Here is a 20436-nt window from a genome sequence, read left to right on the forward strand (position 1 = left end):
TCAGCCTTTCGCGCGGATCATCGCTTCGATATCGACGAACTTCTCGCGCGGGGAGCCGGAGCGGGCAGCTGCCTCTTCCGCTTCCTCGATCTTCTTCCAGTCGCGGAAAGTGACGATGTCGAGCCCGCGTTCCTGCGCCAGCGCATCGAACCCCTCGCGGCCTGCCTTGCCTTTCCGGCCCAGCGCGCCGCTCTCCATGTCTTCCTCGATGCGTTCGACCACGCTGTAGCCGTCGGGCCGGTTGGTGCCGATCGTACCCGAGGGGCCGCGCCGCGCCCAGCCGACGCAATAGAGGCCCGGCAGGATGCGACCTTCATCATTGGCAAAGCGGCCCGCGCGCTCATCGAATGGCACGTCGGGGATGGGCGAAGAGCGATAGCCGATGCAGCTCACCACGAGGTCAGCCGGGATGCGATAGGTTTCGCCGGTGCCGACAGCGCGGCCATGCGAGACTTCGGTGCGCTCGATCTCGATCGACTGGACCTTGTCATCGCCATGCAGCGCCTTCGGGCTGGCGAACATGTCGAACTGGATTTCGATGGGCTTTTCGGCGTGCAAGTCTTCCGGGATCGCGGCAAAGCTGCGCAGATGGCTCACTGACTTGCGCAGCCCCGGTTCGAGCAGCAGGTCCTCCGCTTCGTCGGGCAGGTCGTCACGGTCGACCCGCGGCGAAGCCCGTTCGAGCATGGCAAGCTCGCCCAGTTCCTTGGGCGTCATCATGATCTGGTGCGGCCCGCGCCGCCCCACGATGGTGATGGTCTGGAACTTTGCCGTCTTGAGCGTGTCGAGCGCATGGCCGACGATGTCTGAGCCTTCGAATTCGGTTTCAGTCTTGGCCAGGATGCGCGCCACATCGAGCGCGACATTGCCCATGCCGATGACGACGGCATGGCGGCCAGACAGGTCGGGATCGAGCTCGGCGAAATGGGGGTGCCCATTGTACCAGCCGACGAATTCGGCGCTGCCGTAGACATTGGCGAGATCCTCGCCCGGAATGTCGAGCTTGCGATCGTGCGGCGCGCCGGTTGCAAGGACGATCGCATCGTAAAGTTGGCGCAACTCGTCGATGCTAACGTCGCGACCGACCGCGACATTGCCGACGAAACGCACATTCTCGCTCAGCGCGACCTGCTCATAGCGGCGAGTTACGCCCTTGATCGACTGGTGGTCGGGCGCGACGCCGAAGCGGATCAGGCCATAGGGCACCGGCAGCATGTCGAACACATCGACCCGCACATCTTCGCCCCAGCGCTTCTGCGCAGCTTCGGCAGTGTAATAGCCTGCAGGACCCGAACCGATGACCGCGATGTGCCGCATGGATTGATCGTCTCCCTTATGCGGCCCGCCTGCCGGTCAGGCCGCTTTTGCCTCGTCTTGGCTGTCCGGCTCGTCCAGGAAGCGCTGCATCGCCGCGACGCATTCGTCGCTATGGCTCAGCAGGAACAGATGCCCGCCTCCGCGCAGCACCAGCAACTCGCTGTCCGGGATCAGCTTGTCGAGCAGCCAGCCATTGGTGAGCGGCACGATATGATCGTCGTCGCCCATCATGATCAGCGTCTTCTTGCGCATGAATGGCAATACCGGCGCACTGGTCCAGCCCAGCATGGCGAGCAATTGGTAGAAATAGCCGCGCGGCGAGGGCGGCTTCAGCCGATGGATGTGCTCCATCTTGTTGAGCGCCTTGCCCAACGCGCCGCCATAGAGCGTCTGGAAATGCTCTTCCATGAAGGCGGCATCGATGTAGCGGCGCGGATCGGCCATCTTGCTGAGCGAGGAGATGTTGCCGGGGATCATCACCATGCCCGCGCTGGTCGCGGCCAGGATCAAGCGGCGAGTGCGACCCGGATGCTGGATGGCGAAGTGCTGCGCCATGGCTCCGCCCCAACTGACACCCATTACGTCGACCTGGTCTACGCCGAGCCGGTCGAGCAGCTGGGTCGCAGTCCAGCACATGGTCCATGCGTTGTAGGGCACAACCGGTTCGGGCGAACCGCCGATGCCGGGCATGTCGAACATGATGAAGCCGCGGTCGGGCAGGGCTTCAGCGAGCGGCGCCACTGCTTCGATATTCGCCCCGATCCCGTTGAAGAACAGGATTGGCAAGTGCTTGCTCGGCTTGTCTAGCCGCCAAGTTGCAACGCGCAGGGTGCGCCCGCCGACGGTTTCCATAGTGATGCGCGCATCGCGCATCGCTTCGTCGAGGGCTTCGTCCAGCACCTCTTCGCGAGTATCGGTCAAACGCGTCGTCCTGTCCTGCGGCCTCGTTAACCGAGGTTACCTATCTTTCTTCCACTACGTAGAGACCGGGTGCCGGGTCCAGAGGCTTGTAGTCGGCATTCCCCAGTTCCTTTGGTGCGGGCTTTTGCTTGCCAGAGCGCTTTTGCACCCATTCCATCCAATATGGCCACCAACTGCCTTTGACTTCCTCGGTGCCTTCGAGCCACTGGTCGGCCGTTTCAGGCAGCTTGCCCTTCTTCTTTTGCACGAAATACTTGGCCTTCGGATTGCCCGGAGGGTTGAGGATCGCCTGCATGTGGCCAGACTGCGACAGGACATAGGTTATGTCCTTCGATCCGAACAATTGCGTCGAACGATAGGTCGCTTTCCACGGCGTGATATGGTCGGTCACGCCGCCCAAGATGAACAGGTCGGAAGTGACTTTGCTCAAATCGATCTTGTGGCCAGCCATTTCGACTTCGCCCTGCTTTGTGAAGGCGAGGGTTTCGAACAAGGTCAGGAAGTCGCCCATCAGGCTGGCTGAAAGATTGGTCGCATCGGCGTTCCAGAACAGCACGTCGAAAGCCGGCGGGTCTGCGCCGAGCAGGTAATTGTTGATCACATAGTTCCAGACCAGATCGTTGGGCCTGAGCCATGCGAAGGCGCGCGATAGGTCGTCCGCCTTGATCACACCCTTCTTCTCCGCGCGCCTGCGGGCGAGCTTCATTCCGTTCTCCGAAACCAGCGAACCGGCCTCGATATCGAGCTGCTTGGGGTGCAGCACGCACACCATCAGCGTGAGCGTGCCCAGCAGGTCGCTCTTTTCCGCCGCCAGTTTAGAGGCCATCACGCTGGCGGTCTGCCCGCCCGAACAGCCGGCCGAGACATTGACCTTCTTCGAACCGGTGATCTTGCTGACGGCTTCCATCGCCTCAAGGCAGGAACGGATGTAATCGTCCATGCCCCAGATGCCCTGTTCCTTCGACGGGTTACGCCAGGAGATCACAAAGGTCTGAATGCCGTTGTCGAGCTGGTACTTCACTACCGACTTCTCCGGAGAGAGGTCGTTGATGTACATCTTGTTGATCTGCGGCGGGATTGTGAGCTGTGGGACCTCGTAAACCTCATCGGTCGTCGGCGCGTAATGGATCAGTTCCATCATCTCGGTGCGGAGCACCACCGAACCCTTGGATGTCGCGACATTCTCACCCAGCTTGAACGGGCGCTTGTCGACCTGGCTGACCATGCCCTTGTTCTGGGTCAGGTCTTTGTAGGCATTCTGCAAGCCCTTGATCAGCGATAGCCCGCCGCTGTCGATCAGGCGTTTCTGCGCGGTGGGGTTGCCAACCAGCGTGTTGGTGGGGGCAAGGCTGTCGATGATGATGTTCGATATGAAATTGGCGCGGTCACGCTCGAGATCGTCCAACTCGAGGTCCTGCAGCCAATTGTGCATGCCTTTCTGGACCGCGAGGTAATATTGCGCACCGGCGCGGAAGAAGGGGTTGTACTGCCAGGCGGGGTCCATAAAGCGCTTGTCTTTGGGGTCGGGTGCGAGGTCGGACTTGCCGGTCATGATCTTGACCATATCCTCACCCATTGCCTGCGCATGTTTCATCAAACGCTTCGGGTCGGACGCGCTTTCGCGGAGCAACAGTGCAACCGCACCCACGAAGTCTTCGCGTGCGACCCCGATCAACGGGCCCAAAGCGGACGTGGATTGCGCGGCTTCGTTTTCGAGCTTGCTGCTCTTTGACATCGATGTCCCTCTTCCCGGTTTCGACTGCGTCGCTTTGTTTGCAAAGATGACGTTCTGCCGCGTGCTTGGCAAGACGACTGTTTGCAGCTCCACATGTAACCGGTGAGCCGGTGCTGCAGTGACCATGTGGCACCGCGGCGTGGTTATCGGTTCGGCAACCTTTTTCTCGTAGAGCGCGATTCACCGAGATGGGGCGCGCAATAAAAACGAACTTACGGGAACGCTGCGATGAAGGGATTGCTCGCGAGAATGACGCAGCCTGGCAAGGCGACCAAGTCGAGTTCCGGCTCTGAGCCGCTTGTCCCGATTTCGGAGAAGGACCTCGCGCGCCGGGCCGAACTGCTCGACAGTTTCGAGCAAGCGGGGCTTGGCTGGTTCTGGGCCAGCGATGCGCATGGCCGCCTGATCTATCTTTCGGCCAGCGCAATACAGGAGCTGGGCTTCGATCGAGACAAATTGCTTGGGACGCAATTGGGAGACCTGTTCACGGCGGATACCGATGCCGGCTCACATCGGGTGGAGCGACCGCTTGCATTCCTGCTTGGCGCCCGGAACTCGATCAGCGCACTTCCGGTACAGGTTGCGCATCCTGAAAAGGAATTCTGGTGGGAGATCGCCGGAAAGCCGCAGTTCGATGCGAAGGGCGAATTCATCGGCTACCGTGGCAGCGGCAAGGACATCACCAAGGTTCGCGAGAGCCAGCGCGATGCCGCGCGGATGGCGCAATATGACCCTCTGACAGGGCTTGCCAACCGTCACCGCATGCAAAGGCGGCTTGAAAAGACGCTGATCGCATATCGCAATTCGAAGCGTTCCTGTGCGCTGATGATGCTTGATCTCGACCGCTTCAAACATGTCAATGACACTCTGGGGCACCCGGCAGGCGATGACCTGCTGAAGCAAGTCGCGGGTCGGTTGCAGCGCCTTGTGGGTGACAATGCCGAAATCGGGCGGCTCGGCGGGGATGAATTCCAGATCATCCTGCCCGATGTGGATGATCGCGGCGAACTGGGCGAACTGGCCCAGCGCATTATCCAGATGGTATCGCAGCCTTACTCGCTCAACGGATCGCGCGCGATCATCGGGACGTCGGTCGGCATCGCCGTCGCGCCCTATGACGGGATTGACAGCGAAGAACTGGTCAAGGCGGCAGACCTTGCCCTTTACGCGGCCAAGGGCGGCGGCAGGGCGCAATACCGCTTCTATTCCAGCGATTTGCAGGACGGCGCCAAGCTGCGCCGCCAGATCGAGGAGGATTTGCGCGACGCGATCTTGAATAACGAATTGCGCATGGAATATCAGCCAATCGTCGACGCCAAGACGCACAAGGTCGTGTGTCTCGAAGCGCTCGTGCGATGGCCGCATCCGGAACGTGGTTCGATTGCGCCCAGCGTCTTCATTCCGGTGGCCGAGGATTGCGGCCTGATCAAGGAACTCGGCGAATGGGTCCTGGCGGAATCCTGCCGCCAAGCGGTCGAATGGCCGGCCGAATTGCGCGTAGCGATCAATGTTTCCGCAGTGCAGTTTGCAAGGGCAGACTTTCCGGACACCGTGAAAACTGTCTTGAGCCAGACCGGAATCGCTCCGCACCGTGTCGAGCTTGAGATCACCGAGAGCGTGTTCATGGGCGACTATGGGCAGGTGCAGAAGCTGTTCAAGCGCCTGAAAGCGCTCGGCATACGGCTCGCGCTTGACGATTTCGGCACCGGATACAGCTCATTGAGTTATTTGCGGAATTCGCCGTTCGACAAGATCAAGATCGACCAAAGCTTCGTGCGCGGCTCCCCTGAAAAGGGAAACAACAATTCGGCAATCATCGCCGCGATCGTCAGCCTTGCCGAAGCGCTGGATATGGAAACCGTTGCACAAGGCATCGAGACCAAGGACGAACTCGAACTGGTCAAGCTGCGCCGCGCCACGCACCTGCAGGGCCGCATCTTCTCGCTATCCGTCTCGCAATCCGACCTGCTTGAGCGATTGGAGGCGGGGGATCTCACATACGAGCCGCTCGGGCCGGAGAAATATCGCTCCGAACGGCGTGCAGAGTTCCGCCGAATTGGCCTGATTCATGACGATCACCGGTACCATGTGGTGCTGCGTAACCTGTCCAAGACCGGCGCTCTGATTGATGGATTGCTGCATGTCCCCTTGGGCACCCAGGTGGTTCTCGACCTCGGTAGCGGGCAATTGGCAGTCGCAACGGTGAGGCGGTCTGAGGGATATAGCCAGGGGCTCGAGTTCGAGACTCCGCTGATCAGCAACGGGGACGATGGCCTGTGCACGCGGCATCGGGTTTCCCGCTACAAGATCGAGGCAGCCGGCAAGCCGCTGGCGGCACTCCCGCAGGATGCATACGCCGCCATGGATGGGGGTGCTTCGACCGGGGCAAAATCGAAGGCCTTTGTCGAGGCCGACATAACCTATCGCGATACCGCGGCCGCCTGATCGAGACAGGCTTCAGGTTAGGCCGGGTTATTAGGACAAAAATAACCAACCCGTTTTACACCGTGGAAGGTGGCTTCGCGTTGGATCGAAGCGTTTTTAGGAGAGTGCCAAAGTGCCCCTCAAGGGTATCTTGTCGGGTCGGAAAGCGGGCGGCGGGCTTCTCGCCGGCATCGCTCGCCGCCAATTGTCAAACGGCGCCAGCACAATGACTGACGCCGACAAGCTGGCAATGCTCGACGAGTTGGAGCAGTCGGGACTGGGCTGGTTCTGGTCAACCGACGCCGAAGGCAATCTCACCTATCTCAGCAGCGCAATCGGTGAACGGACCGGAATGCCGATTGAAGAACTCGTCGGCCAGCCATTGTCGACTGCCTTTGCCTCGAAGGAAGGCGAGGGGCGCTCCCAGTCGCTTTCGCTGCGCCTGGGTGCACGCAAGTCGTTCTCCGGATTTGCTGTCACGCCAGCGCGAGGCCAGCGCGACGTTGTCATTCGCCTTTCGGGGCGCCCGGCCTTTTCGGAAGAGGGTGTATTCCTTGGTTTCCGCGGTACCGGGACCGACATTACCGAAGAGTACCATCGCGAAGAAGAAACGATGCGGCTGGCGAAATTCGATTCGCTCACCGGCCTGTCGAACCGTCATCGCATGGCGCACTCCATCGAAACCACGCTCACAGCCTTTCGTGCGGCAAAGCGCAATTGCGCTATCCTCATGCTCGATCTGGACCGCTTCAAGCAGGTCAATGACACTTTGGGCCATGCAGCGGGTGACGAACTGCTCAAGCAGGTTTCCGGTCGCCTCACGCGTGCTGTGGAGCGCGATTGTGAAATCGGCCGTCTGGGCGGGGACGAGTTCCAGATCATGCTGCCGGACGTGGATGACCGTGGCGAGCTTGGCGAGATCGCGTCGAAGATCATCGCTATGCTGACACAGCCATATTCGCTCGACGAGGGGCGCTGCGTGATTGGCGCTTCGGTGGGGATCGCGATCGCGCCGCATGACGGTGTGACGCGCGAAGAAGTGGTTCGCTCGGCCGACCTGGCGCTCTATGCCGCGAAGAACGGTGGCCGGGGGCAGTTCCGTTTCTATTCCGGCGATCTCGCGAACGAGGCGATATTCCGTCGACGGCTTGAGGGCGATCTTCAGGACGCCGTACGCAACGACCAGCTGTTCCTGACCTATCAGCCAGTGGCCTCGACGAAGAGCCAGAAGGTTGTCGCGCTCGAGGCCCAGGTTTGCTGGAATCATCCTCAGCGCGGTGAAATCTACAATGACGAGTTCCAGTCGATCGTCGAAAACTCTGCGCTGGTTGTCGAGGTCGGCGAATGGGCCATCCGGCAAGCCTGCCTCGAGGCAAGCCAGTGGCCGGACAGCTTGCGTGTGACGGTAAACGTGCCGACGCGGCAGTTCACTTCCCAAGGCTTCGTCGCCAGCGTCAGCAAGGCTCTCGAGCAGTCTGACCTCGATCCGTCGCGGCTCGAACTCGAAGTCAAGGAAACCGTCTTCCTCGGCGACAACAACGCGGTCGACAAGCTCTTGGGCTCGCTCTTCAAGCTAGGCGTGCGGCTTACGCTGGATGAATTTGGGACCGGATATTCATCGCTTGGCTACTTGCGCCGAGCTCCGTTCGACTCGATCAAGATCGGGTCGAATTTCTGTCCGTCGAGCCTCGATAGCCAGAGCCGCGAGCTTGATCTGGTAAAAGCAGTGGTGGCACTGGCGCAAGCACTCGAAATGGCCACGATTGCTGGCGGGATTGAAACCGTTGCACAGCACAAGGCGCTCAAGGAAGCGGGTGTGGGCTGCGTGCAAGGGCCGGTCTACTCCGAAGCGGTGTCGCGCGAAGAAGTGCAAGATCAGCTGTCGACCGGGAACTGGGCGATCGAACCGAGCGGCAATCGCACGTCTCGCGCCAAACGCCGCACAGTGCTGCGCAAGATTCATGTGATCCATGATGATCACTCTTACGAAGTGACTCTGCGCAATCTGTCGAAGACGGGGGCTTTGATCCAGGGGCTGGACGATGTTCCTTTGGGCACGCAGTTCGTTGTCGATCTCGGCGGCGGGCAACTCGCGGTTGCGACCGTGATCCGGGCGGCGGGCGATACACAGGGCCTCGAGTTCGAATATCCGCTGGTCGACGATGGAGCAGGCGGGCTTTGCACGCGCCACCGCGTCTCGCCCTATGAACTGGCATCTGCAGGCGCTCCACTGACGGCGCTGGCGCCCGGCAACTACAATTCGATGCAGTGCGTAATGCTTGGCGGCGAGGGAAGTGTGCCCAAGTTCAGTTACGCGCCGGTGGGGATGTACGAGGCGTCGTAATTCAAAATTCGGGTGGATTTACCCCAATCTCGCATTGTTGGCTGACAGGCGCGTCATGTGCGGCTAAGGGCCGCGCAAGGCGGCAAATTGTGCGCCGATTTCTCTAAAATGCGAAGCGAATGACCGACCTTTCGAAGATCCGCAATTTTTCCATCATCGCCCATATCGACCATGGCAAGTCGACCCTGGCTGACCGGCTGATCCAGGCCTGCGGCGGGCTGACCGAGCGCGAGATGAGCGAGCAAGTCCTTGATAACATGGACATTGAGCGCGAACGCGGCATCACCATCAAGGCCCAGACCGTGCGGCTGAACTACACCGCCAAGGATGGCGAGACCTATGAGCTCAACCTCATGGACACGCCCGGCCACGTCGACTTCGCCTATGAGGTCAGCCGCAGCCTCGCCGCCTGCGAAGGCGCGCTCCTCGTCGTCGACGCCGCGCAGGGCGTGGAGGCGCAAACCCTCGCCAACGTCTACCAGTCGATCGAGCACGACCACGAAATCGTGCCCGTCATCAACAAGATCGACCTGCCCGCGGCCGAGCCCGAGAAGGTCAAGGCCGAGATCGAGGACATCATCGGCCTCGACGCGTCGGACGCCGTGCTCACCAGCGCGAAGTCCGGTATCGGCATCGAAGACGTGCTGGAAGCCGTCGTCGCGCGCATCCCGCCCCCCAAGGGCGACCGCGACGCGCCGCTCAAGGCAAGCCTCGTCGACAGCTGGTACGACCCCTACCTCGGCGTGGTCATCCTCGTCCGCGTGATCGACGGCGTGATCCGCAAGGGCCTCAACGTCAAATTCATGCAGGGCGGCACCCAGCATTTGATCGACCGCGTCGGCGCCTTCACCCCCAAGCGCGTCGACCTGCCCGAGATCGGCCCGGGCGAGATCGGCTTCATCACCGCGCAGATCAAGGAGGTGGAGCAGGCCCGCGTGGGTGACACCATCACCACTGTGAAGGGCGGGGCCACCGCGCCGCTGCCCGGCTACAAGGAAGTGCAGCCGGTGGTGTTCTGCGGGTTGTTCCCGGTCGACGCCGCCGATTTCGAGAAACTGCGCGAAAGCATCGCCAAGCTGCGGCTTAACGACGCCAGCTTCAGCTACGAGATGGAAAGCTCCGCCGCGCTGGGCTTTGGCTTCCGCTGCGGCTTCCTCGGCCTGCTGCACCTCGAGATCATCCAGGAACGGCTCAGCCGCGAATACGATCTTGACCTGATCACCACCGCGCCCAGCGTAGAATACCGCATCCAACTCGGCCACACGAAGAACGAGGATGCGAAGGAGATCATGCTCCACAATCCGGCGGACTGGCCCGACCAGAACCGGATCGACAGCATTGACGAGCCGTGGATCAAGGCGGTGATCTACACGCCCGACGAATATCTCGGCTCGATCCTAAAGCTGTGCCAGGATCGGCGCGGCATCCAGACCGATTTGACTTACGTGGGTGGGCGTGCGCAGGTGACCTATGAACTGCCGCTCAACGAAGTGGTGTTCGACTTTTACGACCGGCTGAAGAGCATCAGCCGCGGCTATGCCAGCTTCGATTACGAGCAGATCGGCATGCGCGAGGGCGACCTCGTGAAGATGAACATTCTCGTCAATAACGAGCCGGTCGACGCGCTCAGCCTGATCGTGCACCGCAGCGTGGCGGAAGAGCGCGGCCGCGGCATGTGCGAGCGGCTGAAAGACCTGATCCCGCGGCACCTGTTCAAGATTCCGATCCAGGCCGCGATCGGCGGCAAGGTGATCGCGCGAGAGACGATCGCCGCGCTGCGCAAAGACGTGACCGCGAAGTGCTATGGCGGCGACATTACCCGCAAGAAGAAGCTGCTTGAGAAGCAGAAGAAGGGGAAGGCGAGGATGCGCGAATACGGCAACGTGAGCATCCCGCAGGAGGCCTTTATTGCGGCGCTTAGGATGGGTGAGGAATAGGAATGAAGCCCCGCGCGTGAGGTTTGGGCTTTATGCCACAATGCTGAAGGTTTGACTCAACCGCTTTGGGCATCAATTCGATTCCATCAGTTTGTCCGCGAATGGGTGGGAAGCCGCCATAGCTAAAGGCGTCAGAATGGCGCAGGCCATGCATAGGTAATCTTTGCTGCGGATATCGTTTCCGCCCCGGACAGGTAGGCGTGGATGAGCGGGCCCTCGGGCTGTGAGAAAGTGATGCGCGTTGCAGAAACGCCATGCGGCCAATCGACGGGCCGGACGGAGGACAGCCTGTCCCACGCGATCTTCGCGATCGCCTCGGCAGCATCGCAGTGTTGTTCTTCCGCTCCTGTCCAATCCGCGCAGGCAATCGGCAATGCGCGCTTGCGCCCATCGTCTCCGGCGCCGGTCAGTTCGATGAATTGTCGTAAGCGTTGCTCATGCTCGGGTGCCTGACCAAGACTGGCATAACGCTCGCTCGGTAATGATGCGCATGCAGCGTCGGTTGCAGTTTCACTCAAGACTGCAGCTTGCGGGAGACCGTATACCCTGAAAAGACGCTTGGGATCATCGGCACTGCGTTCGGTGAGCGGTTTGCCCCTTTCACCATCAGGCCAGTCGAATGTCGCGACTATTCTCCGTGCTTTGCACAGGCGGCCGCCGCCCGCGCTGCCCTGCTCTTGAAAGGATATGTGACCAAGCGACGGATCGCCGATCTCTCCGTGTGGTCCAGGGCCGGTGCCCGGAAGTTTGACGCCGACGATGTCATCATGTGGAAATTTTGCCAGAAGCAAATCCTCCAGCTGATCGGACGACATGGCCTCGGCTTCGGTTCGGGAAAGCATTGCATCAGGGCTTTGAGGCGTGGCCATTGCCATCACAAGAAGGCTGAACACCGAATCCTCTCCTTACTCTCAACAGCTTACACTACCTTAGACTACTGATCATGCCGAGATTCAGAAGTTCCGGTATCCGAAAGAATAGTTTCGAACAAAAATAGCGTCACCTTTAATGTCCACAATTGGGTCGCTAGCGGACATTCTGCTTTAGGTGAGGCTTAGCTAAGACGCGGCCCATACGGGAACGCCCCAAAGATTACCGGACCCTCGCTTACACCCACCCGTCATCCTTCAGCCGCCTGATATTGAGCGTGTCTTTGTTGTCCGCTCCCGCGGAGGCGTGTGCGATATCCTCCCCCGGCTCGGAGGCAGGGGTACGGGCACCCGGCCCTTCGACAAGCTCAGGGCGAACGGAACCCGCTTCACCCAAGTCCCGCCTCCGCAGCCCCAGTATTCCGCATGCGCGGCCCTGGTCTCGTCGGACAGCCGCTCCCACACCAGCTTCTCGCGCGCCATATGGCGCTGGCGCAGCTCCTCCAGCTTCGCGTCGATGATCCGCCGCGCCTCGGCCACATCGGCTATTTCGTTGGCCTTCGCCTCATCCTCCCACTGCTTGCGCCATTGCTTCTTCATCCGGGCGAGTTCCATCCGGTCGACCGCGTTCATGGCGCTGGCGCGGCCTTCCGCGAACCGTTCGGGCGCGCGGTTGCGCAGCAGGAACATCAGCAGCCGGTCATTATATACGGTGCGGGTGCCGACCAGCTCGCCATAGGAATAGACCGGCATTTCCACTCCGTTTAGCGCGCGGTCGATCGCCACGTCCTCGATCCGGCGGATGCCGAGCGCGAGCGCAGCCTCCCATGCGGCGCGGAAGCTCTCCGCCTCGGGGTGGCGGCGCAGCATGCAGGCGCCGTGCTCGGTGCGGCCGACGCGGCGGCAGGCAGCCTTGACGCTGCCGGTATCGGCCAGCGCCTCGATGAAGGCGCGCTGGATGTCGGGTTTCCAGCCGTTGCTGCGCGGCTTGGCGCGGGGGACGGGGGTGAATTGGAGGGGGAGTGGTGCTTGCGTGCTCATCCCGCAGGATAGAGCAGGAAAACGCCGAGTAGGAAAATGGTGGGATTAGGCCGCGTTGGCGTCTGCCACCGTGTCGCTCACGGTGTTGAACGTGCCGCCGACCTCCGTACCTACGGATTGCAGCGCGGTGATCAGGCCGATCGCGATCAGGGCCACGATCAGCCCGTATTCGATGGCGGTTGCGCCTTGCTCGTCGCTCAGGATTGCTCGCAACATTTCAAAACCCCATTGCACTTGAGGGGTGGAGCATGCCCCGGAGCGGTTAACATGGTACCGAACGGCACTGGTTAACCCGCCGGTAGGGGGTGCGGGCGAGGTGGCTGCACAAGGCTGAGGAATTTGCGGGAACTTCACTTGGCGTTCAGCCGGGGGCTGGTTATAGGCTGCCTCCCATGACGTTTTTCGTATTTGCCGGGAATTCGCGTTTGACCACCCCAAAGCCCGTTCTTGCCGCCGCAATGGCCGCGGTTACCCTGCTCACCGCCGGTTGCGCCGGGGGCGCCAAGTCAGGCAATGAAGACGTGGCCTATGTCGCGCGCGACGTGGAATCGCTCTATGCCGAGGCCAAGCGCCGGCTCGATCGCGGCAATACGCGGCTCGCTGCGGCGCTGTTCGACGAGGTTGAGCGCCAGCATCCCTATTCGCCCTGGGCCCGCCGTGCGCAGCTGATGAGCGCCTTCAGCTATTACGTCGCGCAGGATTACAACCAGGCGATCCAGAGCGCGCAGCGCTTCCTGTCGATCCACCCGGGCAATAAGGACGCGCCCTATGCCTATTACCTGATCGCGCTCAGCTATTACGAGCAGATCAGCGACGTGCAGCGCGACCAGAGCATCACCAAGCAGGCGCAGACCGCGCTGCACGAAGTGGACCGGCGTTTCCCCACCAGCGAATATGCCGCTGACGCCCGCCTCAAGCTCGACCTGGTGAACGACCACCTCGCGGGCAAGGAAATGGAAATCGGCCGCCTCTACGAGAGGCAGGGCATGTGGCTGGCGGCGCAGCTGCGCTTCCAGAACGTGGTCGAAAGTTTCCAGAGCACCAGCCACACGCCTGAAGCGCTCTATCGCCTCGCGGAAACCAACCTTGCATTGGGCATGCAGGACGAAGCGGTGAAGTACACCGCGGTGCTGGGTGCCAACTATCCGGGCAGCGAGTGGTACGAAAAAGCCTATGAGCTGGTGCAGCGGCACGCGTCCAGCGTCCACCCCACCTGATTTGGCTGTTCGCAACCCGCGCGCGATTGGTGACGCGGGCGCTCGGGCGCGCTAGTTAGGTCGGCGCAATGCTGACCCGGCTTTCGATCCGCAACATCGTCCTCATCGAAGCGCTCGACCTCGATTTCGGGCGCGGGCTAGGCGTGCTCACCGGCGAGACTGGCGCGGGCAAGTCGATCCTGCTTGATGCGCTGGGGCTGGTTCTGGGCGACCGGGCTGACAGCGCGCTGGTCCGCGCGGGGCAGGACAAGGCGAGCGTCGCCGCCAGCTTCGAATTCGCCGCGTTGCCTTCCGCAATCGCAGAAGCGCTGGACGAAGCCGACCTCGAGATCGAACCGGGCGAGCCGCTGATCATCCGTCGCCAGCTCAAGGCGGACGGCGGCAGCAAGGCTTTCGTCAACGACCAGCCGGTGGGTGTGGCGCTGCTGCGCGAAATCGCACCCGCGCTGGTCGAACTCCATGGCCAGCATGACGATCGCGGGCTGGTGAACCCGCGCGGCCATCGCATGCTGCTCGATCGCTATGCCGGCGCCGATGTCGATGCGCTCGCCGCAGCATGGCGCGAATGGCGCGCTGCTGAAGAGCGGCTGGCCGATGCGCGCGCCGAGGTCGAGCAGGCGAAGGAAGACCAGGACCTGCTGCTGGCGCATTTGGCCGAACTCACCACGCTCGAACCGCAAGCGGGCGAAGAGGCAAGGCTCGCCGAAACCCGCGCGTCGATGCAGAAGGGCGAGAAACTGGCGGGCGACCTCGAGGAACTGCGCCACATCTGGGAAGGCTCGGATTCGCCGCTGGCGGCGCTGCGCGTCGCGGCCCGGCGGCTTGACCGGATCGCGCCCGAGCACCCGCTGCTTTCCGAAGCGCTCGCCGCGCTCGACCGCGCATTGGTGGAAGCGGGCGAAGCGGAAGACCGGCTGGCCATGGCGGCCGAAGCGATGATTCACGATCCGGCCGAACTTGAGGCTGCCGAAACCCGGCTGTTCGAACTGCGCGCCATCGCCCGCAAACATCGCTGCGAGGTTGACGATTTGCCCGGCAAGATGCGCGACATGCGCCGCGCGCTCGATGCGATCGAAGGCGGCGAGGCCGAACTTGACGCGCTCGAGATCGGCGCGCGCGAAGCGGGCGAGGCCTATCGCCAACGCGCCGAAGCGGTGCATGAGGCGCGGCTTGCGGCGGCCAAGGCGCTCGACAAAGCGGTGGCGGCGGAACTGGCTCCGCTCAAGCTCGATGCGGCGCGCTTCCTCACCGCGATCGGTCGCTTGCCGGAAGAGCGCTGGGGCGCCCACGGGATCGACAGCGTCGAATTCCTGATCGCGACCAATCCGGGGGCGGACTTCGCACCGTTGAACAAGATCGCTTCGGGCGGCGAACTTTCGCGCTTCATCCTCGCGCTCAAGGTCGCGCTGGCCGAACAGGGCGGGGCGGCGACCGTGATCTTCGACGAGATTGACCGCGGCGTGGGCGGCGCGGTGGCGTCGGCCATCGGCGAACGGCTCGCTCGGCTGGCCGATTCCGGGCAGTTGCTCGCGGTCACCCACTCGCCGCAGGTCGCGGCGCGCGGGCGCACGCATTACCTCATCGCCAAGTCTTCGGAAGGCACGGTGACGAAGACCGGGGTGACGCTGCTCGACCAGGCCGGTCGTCAGGAGGAAATCGCCCGCATGCTGTCTGGCGCCGAAGTCACGCCGGAAGCGCGCGCGCAGGCGGACCGGCTGCTGGAGGGGGTGTGAGCGCTGCCATCGACGCGGCGCTCGACCGGCAAGTCTGGAACATGCTGCACGGGCGGCTTGCGCATCTGGCGGTGGATGGCGGGGCCGCGATACGGCTCGATCCGCGCTACGGCCCCTTTGCCGCTGCGCGCGACGCATCTGGCGAAGCGCAGGCTGCGCTGGCAAGCCTGATTGCCGGGCCGGATGACGAGATCTGGCTGGTCGAGCCGGAGGCATGGCCCGCGCCTCCGGGCACGCGGCTGGTCCGCACCGCGCCGCTGCTGCAGATGATCGCCGACGGGCCGTTGCCTGTTCCGGGGCCATCCGATCCCGAAATCGTCGAACTGGCCGAGGGCGATGCCGCAGCCATGGCGGAAATCGCCCATGCCACCGAGCCCGGCCCGTGGGGGGAACTGACGCATCGCTACACGAATTCGGTCGGTATCTGGCGCGATGGCAGGCTTGCGGCGATGGCGGGCCAGCGCATGCTGCCCGCGCCGGGCCTGAGCGAAGTAAGCGGCGTGTGCACCTGGCCCGAATTCCGCGGGCAGGGATTGGCGACACGGCTGATCCGGCATGTGATGGATAGGATGCAGGCGCAGGGCGAAGTGCCCTATCTCCATTCCTATGCGAAGAATTCGGGGGCGATCGGGCTGTATGAATCGCTTGGGTTCAGGCCGCGCCGGGCGATGACCGTTACGGTTTTGGCGCAGGCCTGATTGCGCCGGATGCCAACTGCATGGCGTTACGCGGAATATCCACTAACGACCCAATTGCAGACACTTGGCCCGTCAAACTTGTCATTGACATGAGTTTTTTGCATCGTCTCGCGATGAAGTATTCGATTGTGACCCTGGCGCTCGCCACAAGCTCGCTCTTTTTTGCCGCCCCCGCGATGGCCTTCATCGTCGCCAATCCGGCCATGGCGCAGACGCGCACGCAAACCACGCAGCCGCGCACTACACCGACGATACAGGCACCCACGCTCGACCCGGTGATGGTGCGGCTCAACGCGCTGCAACTGGAAATCGACGCGCTCAGGCAGAGTGCGGGCAAGCAGGTCGTGGTGCTGCATTTCACGCCGACCGAACTGGCGCCGTGGGCGAACGGCAATTACAACATCAGCCAGGAGCGCAGCAATTCTCTCTGCCAGCAGGCGCTGGGCGATCGCTTTGGCCGGGTGCTTTCCTATCGCGTCCAGATGAGCGGCGACCGCACCTTCTTCAGCCACGTGGTTTGCGAAACCAAGCCCTGATCCGTTTGGGCGGGCACCAGGCAAGATGAGCTTCCTTTCCGAAGTCCGGTTCGGCCATGTCGAGACGCAACCGGGCGTGACGCTACGCTATGCCGAAATGGGCTCCGGCCCGCTCGTCATACTGGTGCATGGCTTTCCTGAGAGCTGGTACAGCTGGCGGCACCAGATTCCGGCGCTGGCCGGTGCGGGCTGGCGGGTGGTTGCGCCCGATGTGCGCGGCTATGGCGGATCATCCGCGCCTGAAGCGATCGAAGCCTATTCGCTCGAAACCCTGGCGGGTGACTGCGCGCGACTGGCGGAAATCCTCTCTCCCGATGAGCCTGCGGTCATCGTCGGGCACGATTGGGGGGCGCCGATCGCGTGGACGTCGGCATTGCTACATCCTGGCCGCTTCCGCGCCGTCGCCGGAATGTCGGTGCCGCATGCGGCGCCGGGGGCGGAATCCGCCGACGTGCTGCAGGACCGGTTCTTCACCCAGCGCGGCAGATATTTCTACGTGGTCGATTTCCAGCGCGAAGGTGAGGCCGAGGCCGAGCTGGAGGCCGATCCGGCGGCGACGATCCGCCGTTTCTATTACGCACTCTCAGGGGATGCGCCCGAAGGCACCTGGCCGACCGACAAGAAACCGGGAGACGGCCTGCTCAAGGGCCTGCCCGAACCACCGATGCCTCTGCCTTGGCTGAGCCATGAGGATGTCGCCTATTTTGCCGGGGAGTTCGCACGCTCTGGCTTCCGCGGACCGCTTAATCGCTATCGCAACCGGCGGCGCGACTGGGAGATGTTGTCGCGGCTGGACAGCCATATGATTGCGCAGCCCAGCCTGTTCATCGGCGGAACGCGTGACCTTGCGACGCGGCTGGCGGGGAAAGACCCGCTCGAAACGATGGCGAAGCTGCTGCCCGGCCTGCGCGGCGCGCATGTGCTCGAAGGCTGCGGGCACTGGACCCAGCAAGAGCGGCCCGAAGAGTGCAACGGGTTGCTGCTGGGCTTTTTCGCCTCGCTGGCCTAGTCCTCGCGCATGCTGAGGTGGATCAGCACCATCATCGACATCGCGCCGAACACCCATGATCCGTGGTCGGGGCCGATCCCGCCGGGCATCTGCCACAGCTGGTAACCCGCCACGGCGATCACCTGGAACAGCCCCCACCAATTGGCGATGGCGCAGCCGAGGCCGATCTTGGCCAAGCGCTTGGCAGCGTTGAATTCCGCGGCATCGGCCGCGCGCGCCTGCCACAGCCGCCATGCGCCGAGCAGCAGCAAGCCGCCCGCGGCGAGTTCGAGCCCGAACACCAGTGCCATCGCCGCCACGACCAGCGGCCCGGGCGGCACCGGCAGCAAGGTAACCGGATAGGCTTCCTGCCCCTGGTGGCTGGTGACGTAGATGAAGAAGTCATGTGCGGCGCCGAGATTGGCGAAATTATGCGCGACATAAGTCAGCGCCATGGCGCCAATAATCGTGCAGGTCAGCATCTTGAGATAGCGGTCGATCATCGGTTTCCCCCCAACGGATATGCGACCTTGCTACGCGGCACTTTTCCCGGCGCCTGCGCTCATGCATAGCGTAGGGTATGGGAATCGAGCAAATTTCGGACAAGCCGCCTGCGGAAATGAGCGAGGCCGAAGCCGCCAACGAGCTGATGCGGCTGGCGCGGATCATCGGGCATCACGACCGGCTCTATTACGCCGAGGACGCGCCGGAAGTCACCGACCACGAATATGACGCGCTGGTGCGGCGCAATGCCGCGCTGGAGGCGGCGTTCCCGCAGCTGGTGCGCGCCGACAGCCCGTCCAAGAATGTCGGCTATGCAGTGTCGTCGTCTCCGCTCGGCAAGGTTACGCATGAGGTTCGCATGATGAGCCTCGACAATGCTTTCGATGCCGAGGAAGTGCGCGAGTGGGTGGCGCGGATGCGGCGGTTCCTGTCGTTGGCCGAAGATGAGCCGATTGCGATCACGGCGGAGGACAAGATCGACGGGCTGTCCTGCTCGCTGCGGTATGAGCAGGGCAGGCTGGTGCGCGCTTCGACCCGCGGCGACGGGCAGGTGGGCGAAGACGTTACCGCCAATGTCGCCAGCATCGCCGATATTCCGCAGCAATTGGCCGATGGCGTTGCGCCTGACGTGTTCGAAGTGCGTGGCGAAGTCTACATGGAAAAACAGGCTTTTGCTGCACTCAATGCTGCGCAGCAAGAGGCAGGCGGCAAGCTGTTCGCCAATCCGCGGAACGCCGCGGCGGGATCGCTTCGGCAGAAGGATCCGTCAGTCACCGCGCAGCGCCCGCTGCGCTTCTGGGCCTATGCATGGGGCGTGGCGAGCGAAGTGCCGGGAAAGACGCAGCATGAAGTGATGCAGCAACTCGCGCGCTGGGGCTTCCGCGTTTCGCCGCATTTCCGGCGCTGCGAGAGCGTGCACGAAATGCTCGCCGCCTATGCCGCGATCGGCAAGGTGAGGGCGGAACTGCCCTATGAGATCGACGGCGTCGTCTACAAGGTCGACCGGCTCGACCTGCAGCAGCGGCTGGGCTTCGTCGCGAAAGCGCCGCGCTGGGCGCTGGCGCACAAATTCCCCGCCGAACAGGCTGAAACCACGCTGGAAGCGATCGACATACAGGTCGGGCGCACCGGCAAGCTGACCCCGGTCGGTCGCCTTGCCCCGGTGATGGTGGGCGGGGTGACGGTGACCAATGTCACGCTGCACAATCGCGACGAGATCGCGCGGCTGGGCGTGCGCCCGGGCGACCGTGTGGTGGTGCAGCGCGCGGGCGACGTGATTCCGCAGCTCGTCAGCAATCTCACTCCCGATGCGGATCGCGCGCCCTTCGTCTTCCCCGACCATTGCCCCGAATGCGGCAGCGAAGCTGTGGCGGAAGACGACGAAGTCGATGTGCGCTGCCAGGGCGGGCTGATCTGTCCCGCACAGCGCACCGAACGGCTCAAGCATTTCGTCAGCCGCAAGGCGCTCGATATCGAGGGGCTCGGCGAAAAGACGATCGACCAGTTCTTCGCGCTGGGATGGCTCGAAAGCCCGGCCGATATCTTCCGCCTGAAGGATCGCCGCGGCGAAATTCTCGCGCTCGAAGGCTGGCAGGACAAGTCTGTGGATAACCTGTTGGCTTCTGTGGAAAGCAAGCGTTCGCCCGATGCCGCGCGGCTACTTTTCGGGCTGGGAATCCGACACATAGGCGAAGTCACCGCGCGCGACCTGATGAAGAACTTCCACGAGTTGCCTGCCTTGCGCGTGACTGCCGAAAAAGCGGCGCGGGACGATGCCGAGGCGCTGGCCGAGATCATCTCGATCGACGGCGTCGGCCCCACCGTCGTCGAAGCCTTGGGCGACTTCTTCCACGAACCGCACAATGTGGAGGTGTGGGAAGACCTGCTGCGCGAACTCTCGCCGCCGCCCTATGTCGTCGAGACGATCGACAGCCCGGTTGCGGGCAAGACCGTGGTGTTCACCGGCAAGCTGGAAACGATGAGCCGCGACGAGGCGAAGGCGCAGGCCGAACGGCTTGGCGCGAAGGCGGCGGGCTCGGTTTCAGCCAAGACCGACCTGGTGGTCGCCGGGCCGGGGGCAGGGAGCAAGCTCAAGAAAGCGGCCGAGCTTGGCATCGAAGTGATCGACGAAGCGGGCTGGGCTGCTATCGTTGCGGCTACGGGTTAGCAATC

General features: G+C 62.8%; 16 protein-coding genes. 9 read left to right on the forward strand and 7 right to left on the reverse strand.

All coding sequences use genetic code 11. The annotated features are described in order from the left end of the window. Genes VRS74_RS00880 through VRS74_RS00890 form a run of 3 tightly spaced genes read right to left on the reverse strand, consistent with a single transcriptional unit; the run spans position 1 to position 3973 of the window. Positions 1 to 1317 (reverse strand): FAD-dependent oxidoreductase, encoded by a 1317-nt coding sequence (locus VRS74_RS00880; protein WP_354143346.1) that lies wholly within the window; start codon positions 1315 to 1317, stop codon positions 1 to 3. A 36-nt stretch (positions 1318 to 1353) separates the two neighbouring features. Beyond that, positions 1354 to 2238 carry an alpha/beta fold hydrolase gene (locus VRS74_RS00885; RefSeq protein ID WP_354143347.1) on the reverse strand — a complete coding sequence of 295 codons (885 nt, stop codon included), beginning with the start codon at positions 2236 to 2238 and terminating at the stop codon, positions 1354 to 1356. Positions 2239 to 2278: 40 nt separating this feature from the next. Next, a complete protein-coding gene (locus VRS74_RS00890; RefSeq protein WP_354143348.1) occupies positions 2279 to 3973 on the reverse strand; it encodes a PHA/PHB synthase family protein in 1695 nt (564 codons plus the stop codon). 249 nt (positions 3974 to 4222) lie between these two features. Here VRS74_RS00890 and VRS74_RS00895 point away from each other — a divergent pair, with 249 nt between their 5' ends. The 3 genes from VRS74_RS00895 to lepA all read left to right on the forward strand — a co-directional run bounded on the left by VRS74_RS00895 (position 4223) and on the right by lepA (position 10678). Next, positions 4223 to 6418 (forward strand): putative bifunctional diguanylate cyclase/phosphodiesterase, encoded by a 2196-nt coding sequence (locus tag VRS74_RS00895; protein ID WP_354143349.1) that lies wholly within the window; start codon positions 4223 to 4225, stop codon positions 6416 to 6418. Positions 6419 to 6623: 205 nt separating this feature from the next. Next, complete coding sequence (locus tag VRS74_RS00900; protein ID WP_354143350.1) at positions 6624 to 8741, forward strand: sensor domain-containing protein; 2118 nt, start codon at positions 6624 to 6626, stop codon at positions 8739 to 8741. Between the two features lie 119 nt (positions 8742 to 8860). Beyond that, positions 8861 to 10678, forward strand: coding sequence for a translation elongation factor 4 (gene lepA, locus VRS74_RS00905; RefSeq protein WP_354143351.1), 1818 nt, complete (start codon positions 8861 to 8863; stop codon positions 10676 to 10678). 131 nt (positions 10679 to 10809) lie between these two features. On the opposite strand, the gene VRS74_RS00910 is transcribed toward lepA, so the two are convergent. The 3 genes from VRS74_RS00910 to VRS74_RS00920 all read right to left on the reverse strand — a co-directional run bounded on the left by VRS74_RS00910 (position 10810) and on the right by VRS74_RS00920 (position 12804). Beyond that, complete coding sequence (locus VRS74_RS00910) at positions 10810 to 11571, reverse strand: hypothetical protein (protein ID WP_354143352.1); 762 nt, start codon at positions 11569 to 11571, stop codon at positions 10810 to 10812. Positions 11572 to 11805: 234 nt separating this feature from the next. Then, positions 11806 to 12588, reverse strand: a complete 783-nt coding sequence (locus tag VRS74_RS00915; RefSeq protein WP_354143353.1) for a hypothetical protein — start codon at positions 12586 to 12588, stop codon at positions 11806 to 11808. A gap of 45 nt (positions 12589 to 12633) precedes the next feature. Beyond that, positions 12634 to 12804 carry a Flp family type IVb pilin gene (locus VRS74_RS00920; RefSeq protein ID WP_354143354.1) on the reverse strand — a complete coding sequence of 57 codons (171 nt, stop codon included), beginning with the start codon at positions 12802 to 12804 and terminating at the stop codon, positions 12634 to 12636. A 242-nt stretch (positions 12805 to 13046) separates the two neighbouring features. Here VRS74_RS00920 and VRS74_RS00925 point away from each other — a divergent pair, with 242 nt between their 5' ends. The 5 genes from VRS74_RS00925 to VRS74_RS00945 all read left to right on the forward strand — a co-directional run bounded on the left by VRS74_RS00925 (position 13047) and on the right by VRS74_RS00945 (position 17781). Next, positions 13047 to 13805: an outer membrane protein assembly factor BamD gene (locus VRS74_RS00925; RefSeq protein ID WP_354143355.1), complete on the forward strand. Its 759-nt coding sequence runs from the start codon at positions 13047 to 13049 to the stop codon at positions 13803 to 13805. 68 nt (positions 13806 to 13873) lie between these two features. Further along, a complete protein-coding gene (gene recN, locus VRS74_RS00930; protein ID WP_354143356.1) occupies positions 13874 to 15538 on the forward strand; it encodes a DNA repair protein RecN in 1665 nt (554 codons plus the stop codon). Continuing rightward, positions 15535 to 16236: a GNAT family N-acetyltransferase gene (locus tag VRS74_RS00935; protein ID WP_354143357.1), complete on the forward strand. Its 702-nt coding sequence runs from the start codon at positions 15535 to 15537 to the stop codon at positions 16234 to 16236. The genes recN and VRS74_RS00935 overlap by 4 nt, the downstream gene beginning before the upstream one ends. An 89-nt stretch (positions 16237 to 16325) precedes the next feature. After that, entirely contained in the window at positions 16326 to 16772 is a 447-nt protein-coding gene (locus VRS74_RS00940; protein WP_354143358.1) for a hypothetical protein, read from the forward strand. 97 nt (positions 16773 to 16869) lie between these two features. Continuing rightward, entirely contained in the window at positions 16870 to 17781 is a 912-nt protein-coding gene (locus VRS74_RS00945) for an alpha/beta fold hydrolase (RefSeq protein WP_435521360.1), read from the forward strand. Here VRS74_RS00945 and VRS74_RS00950 read toward each other — a convergent pair. After that, entirely contained in the window at positions 17778 to 18263 is a 486-nt protein-coding gene (locus tag VRS74_RS00950; RefSeq protein ID WP_354143360.1) for a DUF2165 family protein, read from the reverse strand. The genes VRS74_RS00945 and VRS74_RS00950 overlap by 4 nt on opposite strands. Positions 18264 to 18340: 77 nt before the next feature. Between VRS74_RS00950 and ligA the strand changes: the two genes are divergently transcribed. Further along, the gene (gene ligA / locus VRS74_RS00955; RefSeq protein ID WP_354143361.1) at positions 18341 to 20431 is read left to right on the forward strand and encodes an NAD-dependent DNA ligase LigA; all 2091 of its coding nucleotides are present in this window, start codon (positions 18341 to 18343) and stop codon (positions 20429 to 20431) included. The last annotated feature ends 5 nt before the right edge of the window (positions 20432 to 20436 follow it).

The organism is Altererythrobacter litoralis (assembly GCF_036324225.1).
Lineage (GTDB): Bacteria > Pseudomonadota > Alphaproteobacteria > Sphingomonadales > Sphingomonadaceae > Erythrobacter > Erythrobacter litoralis_A.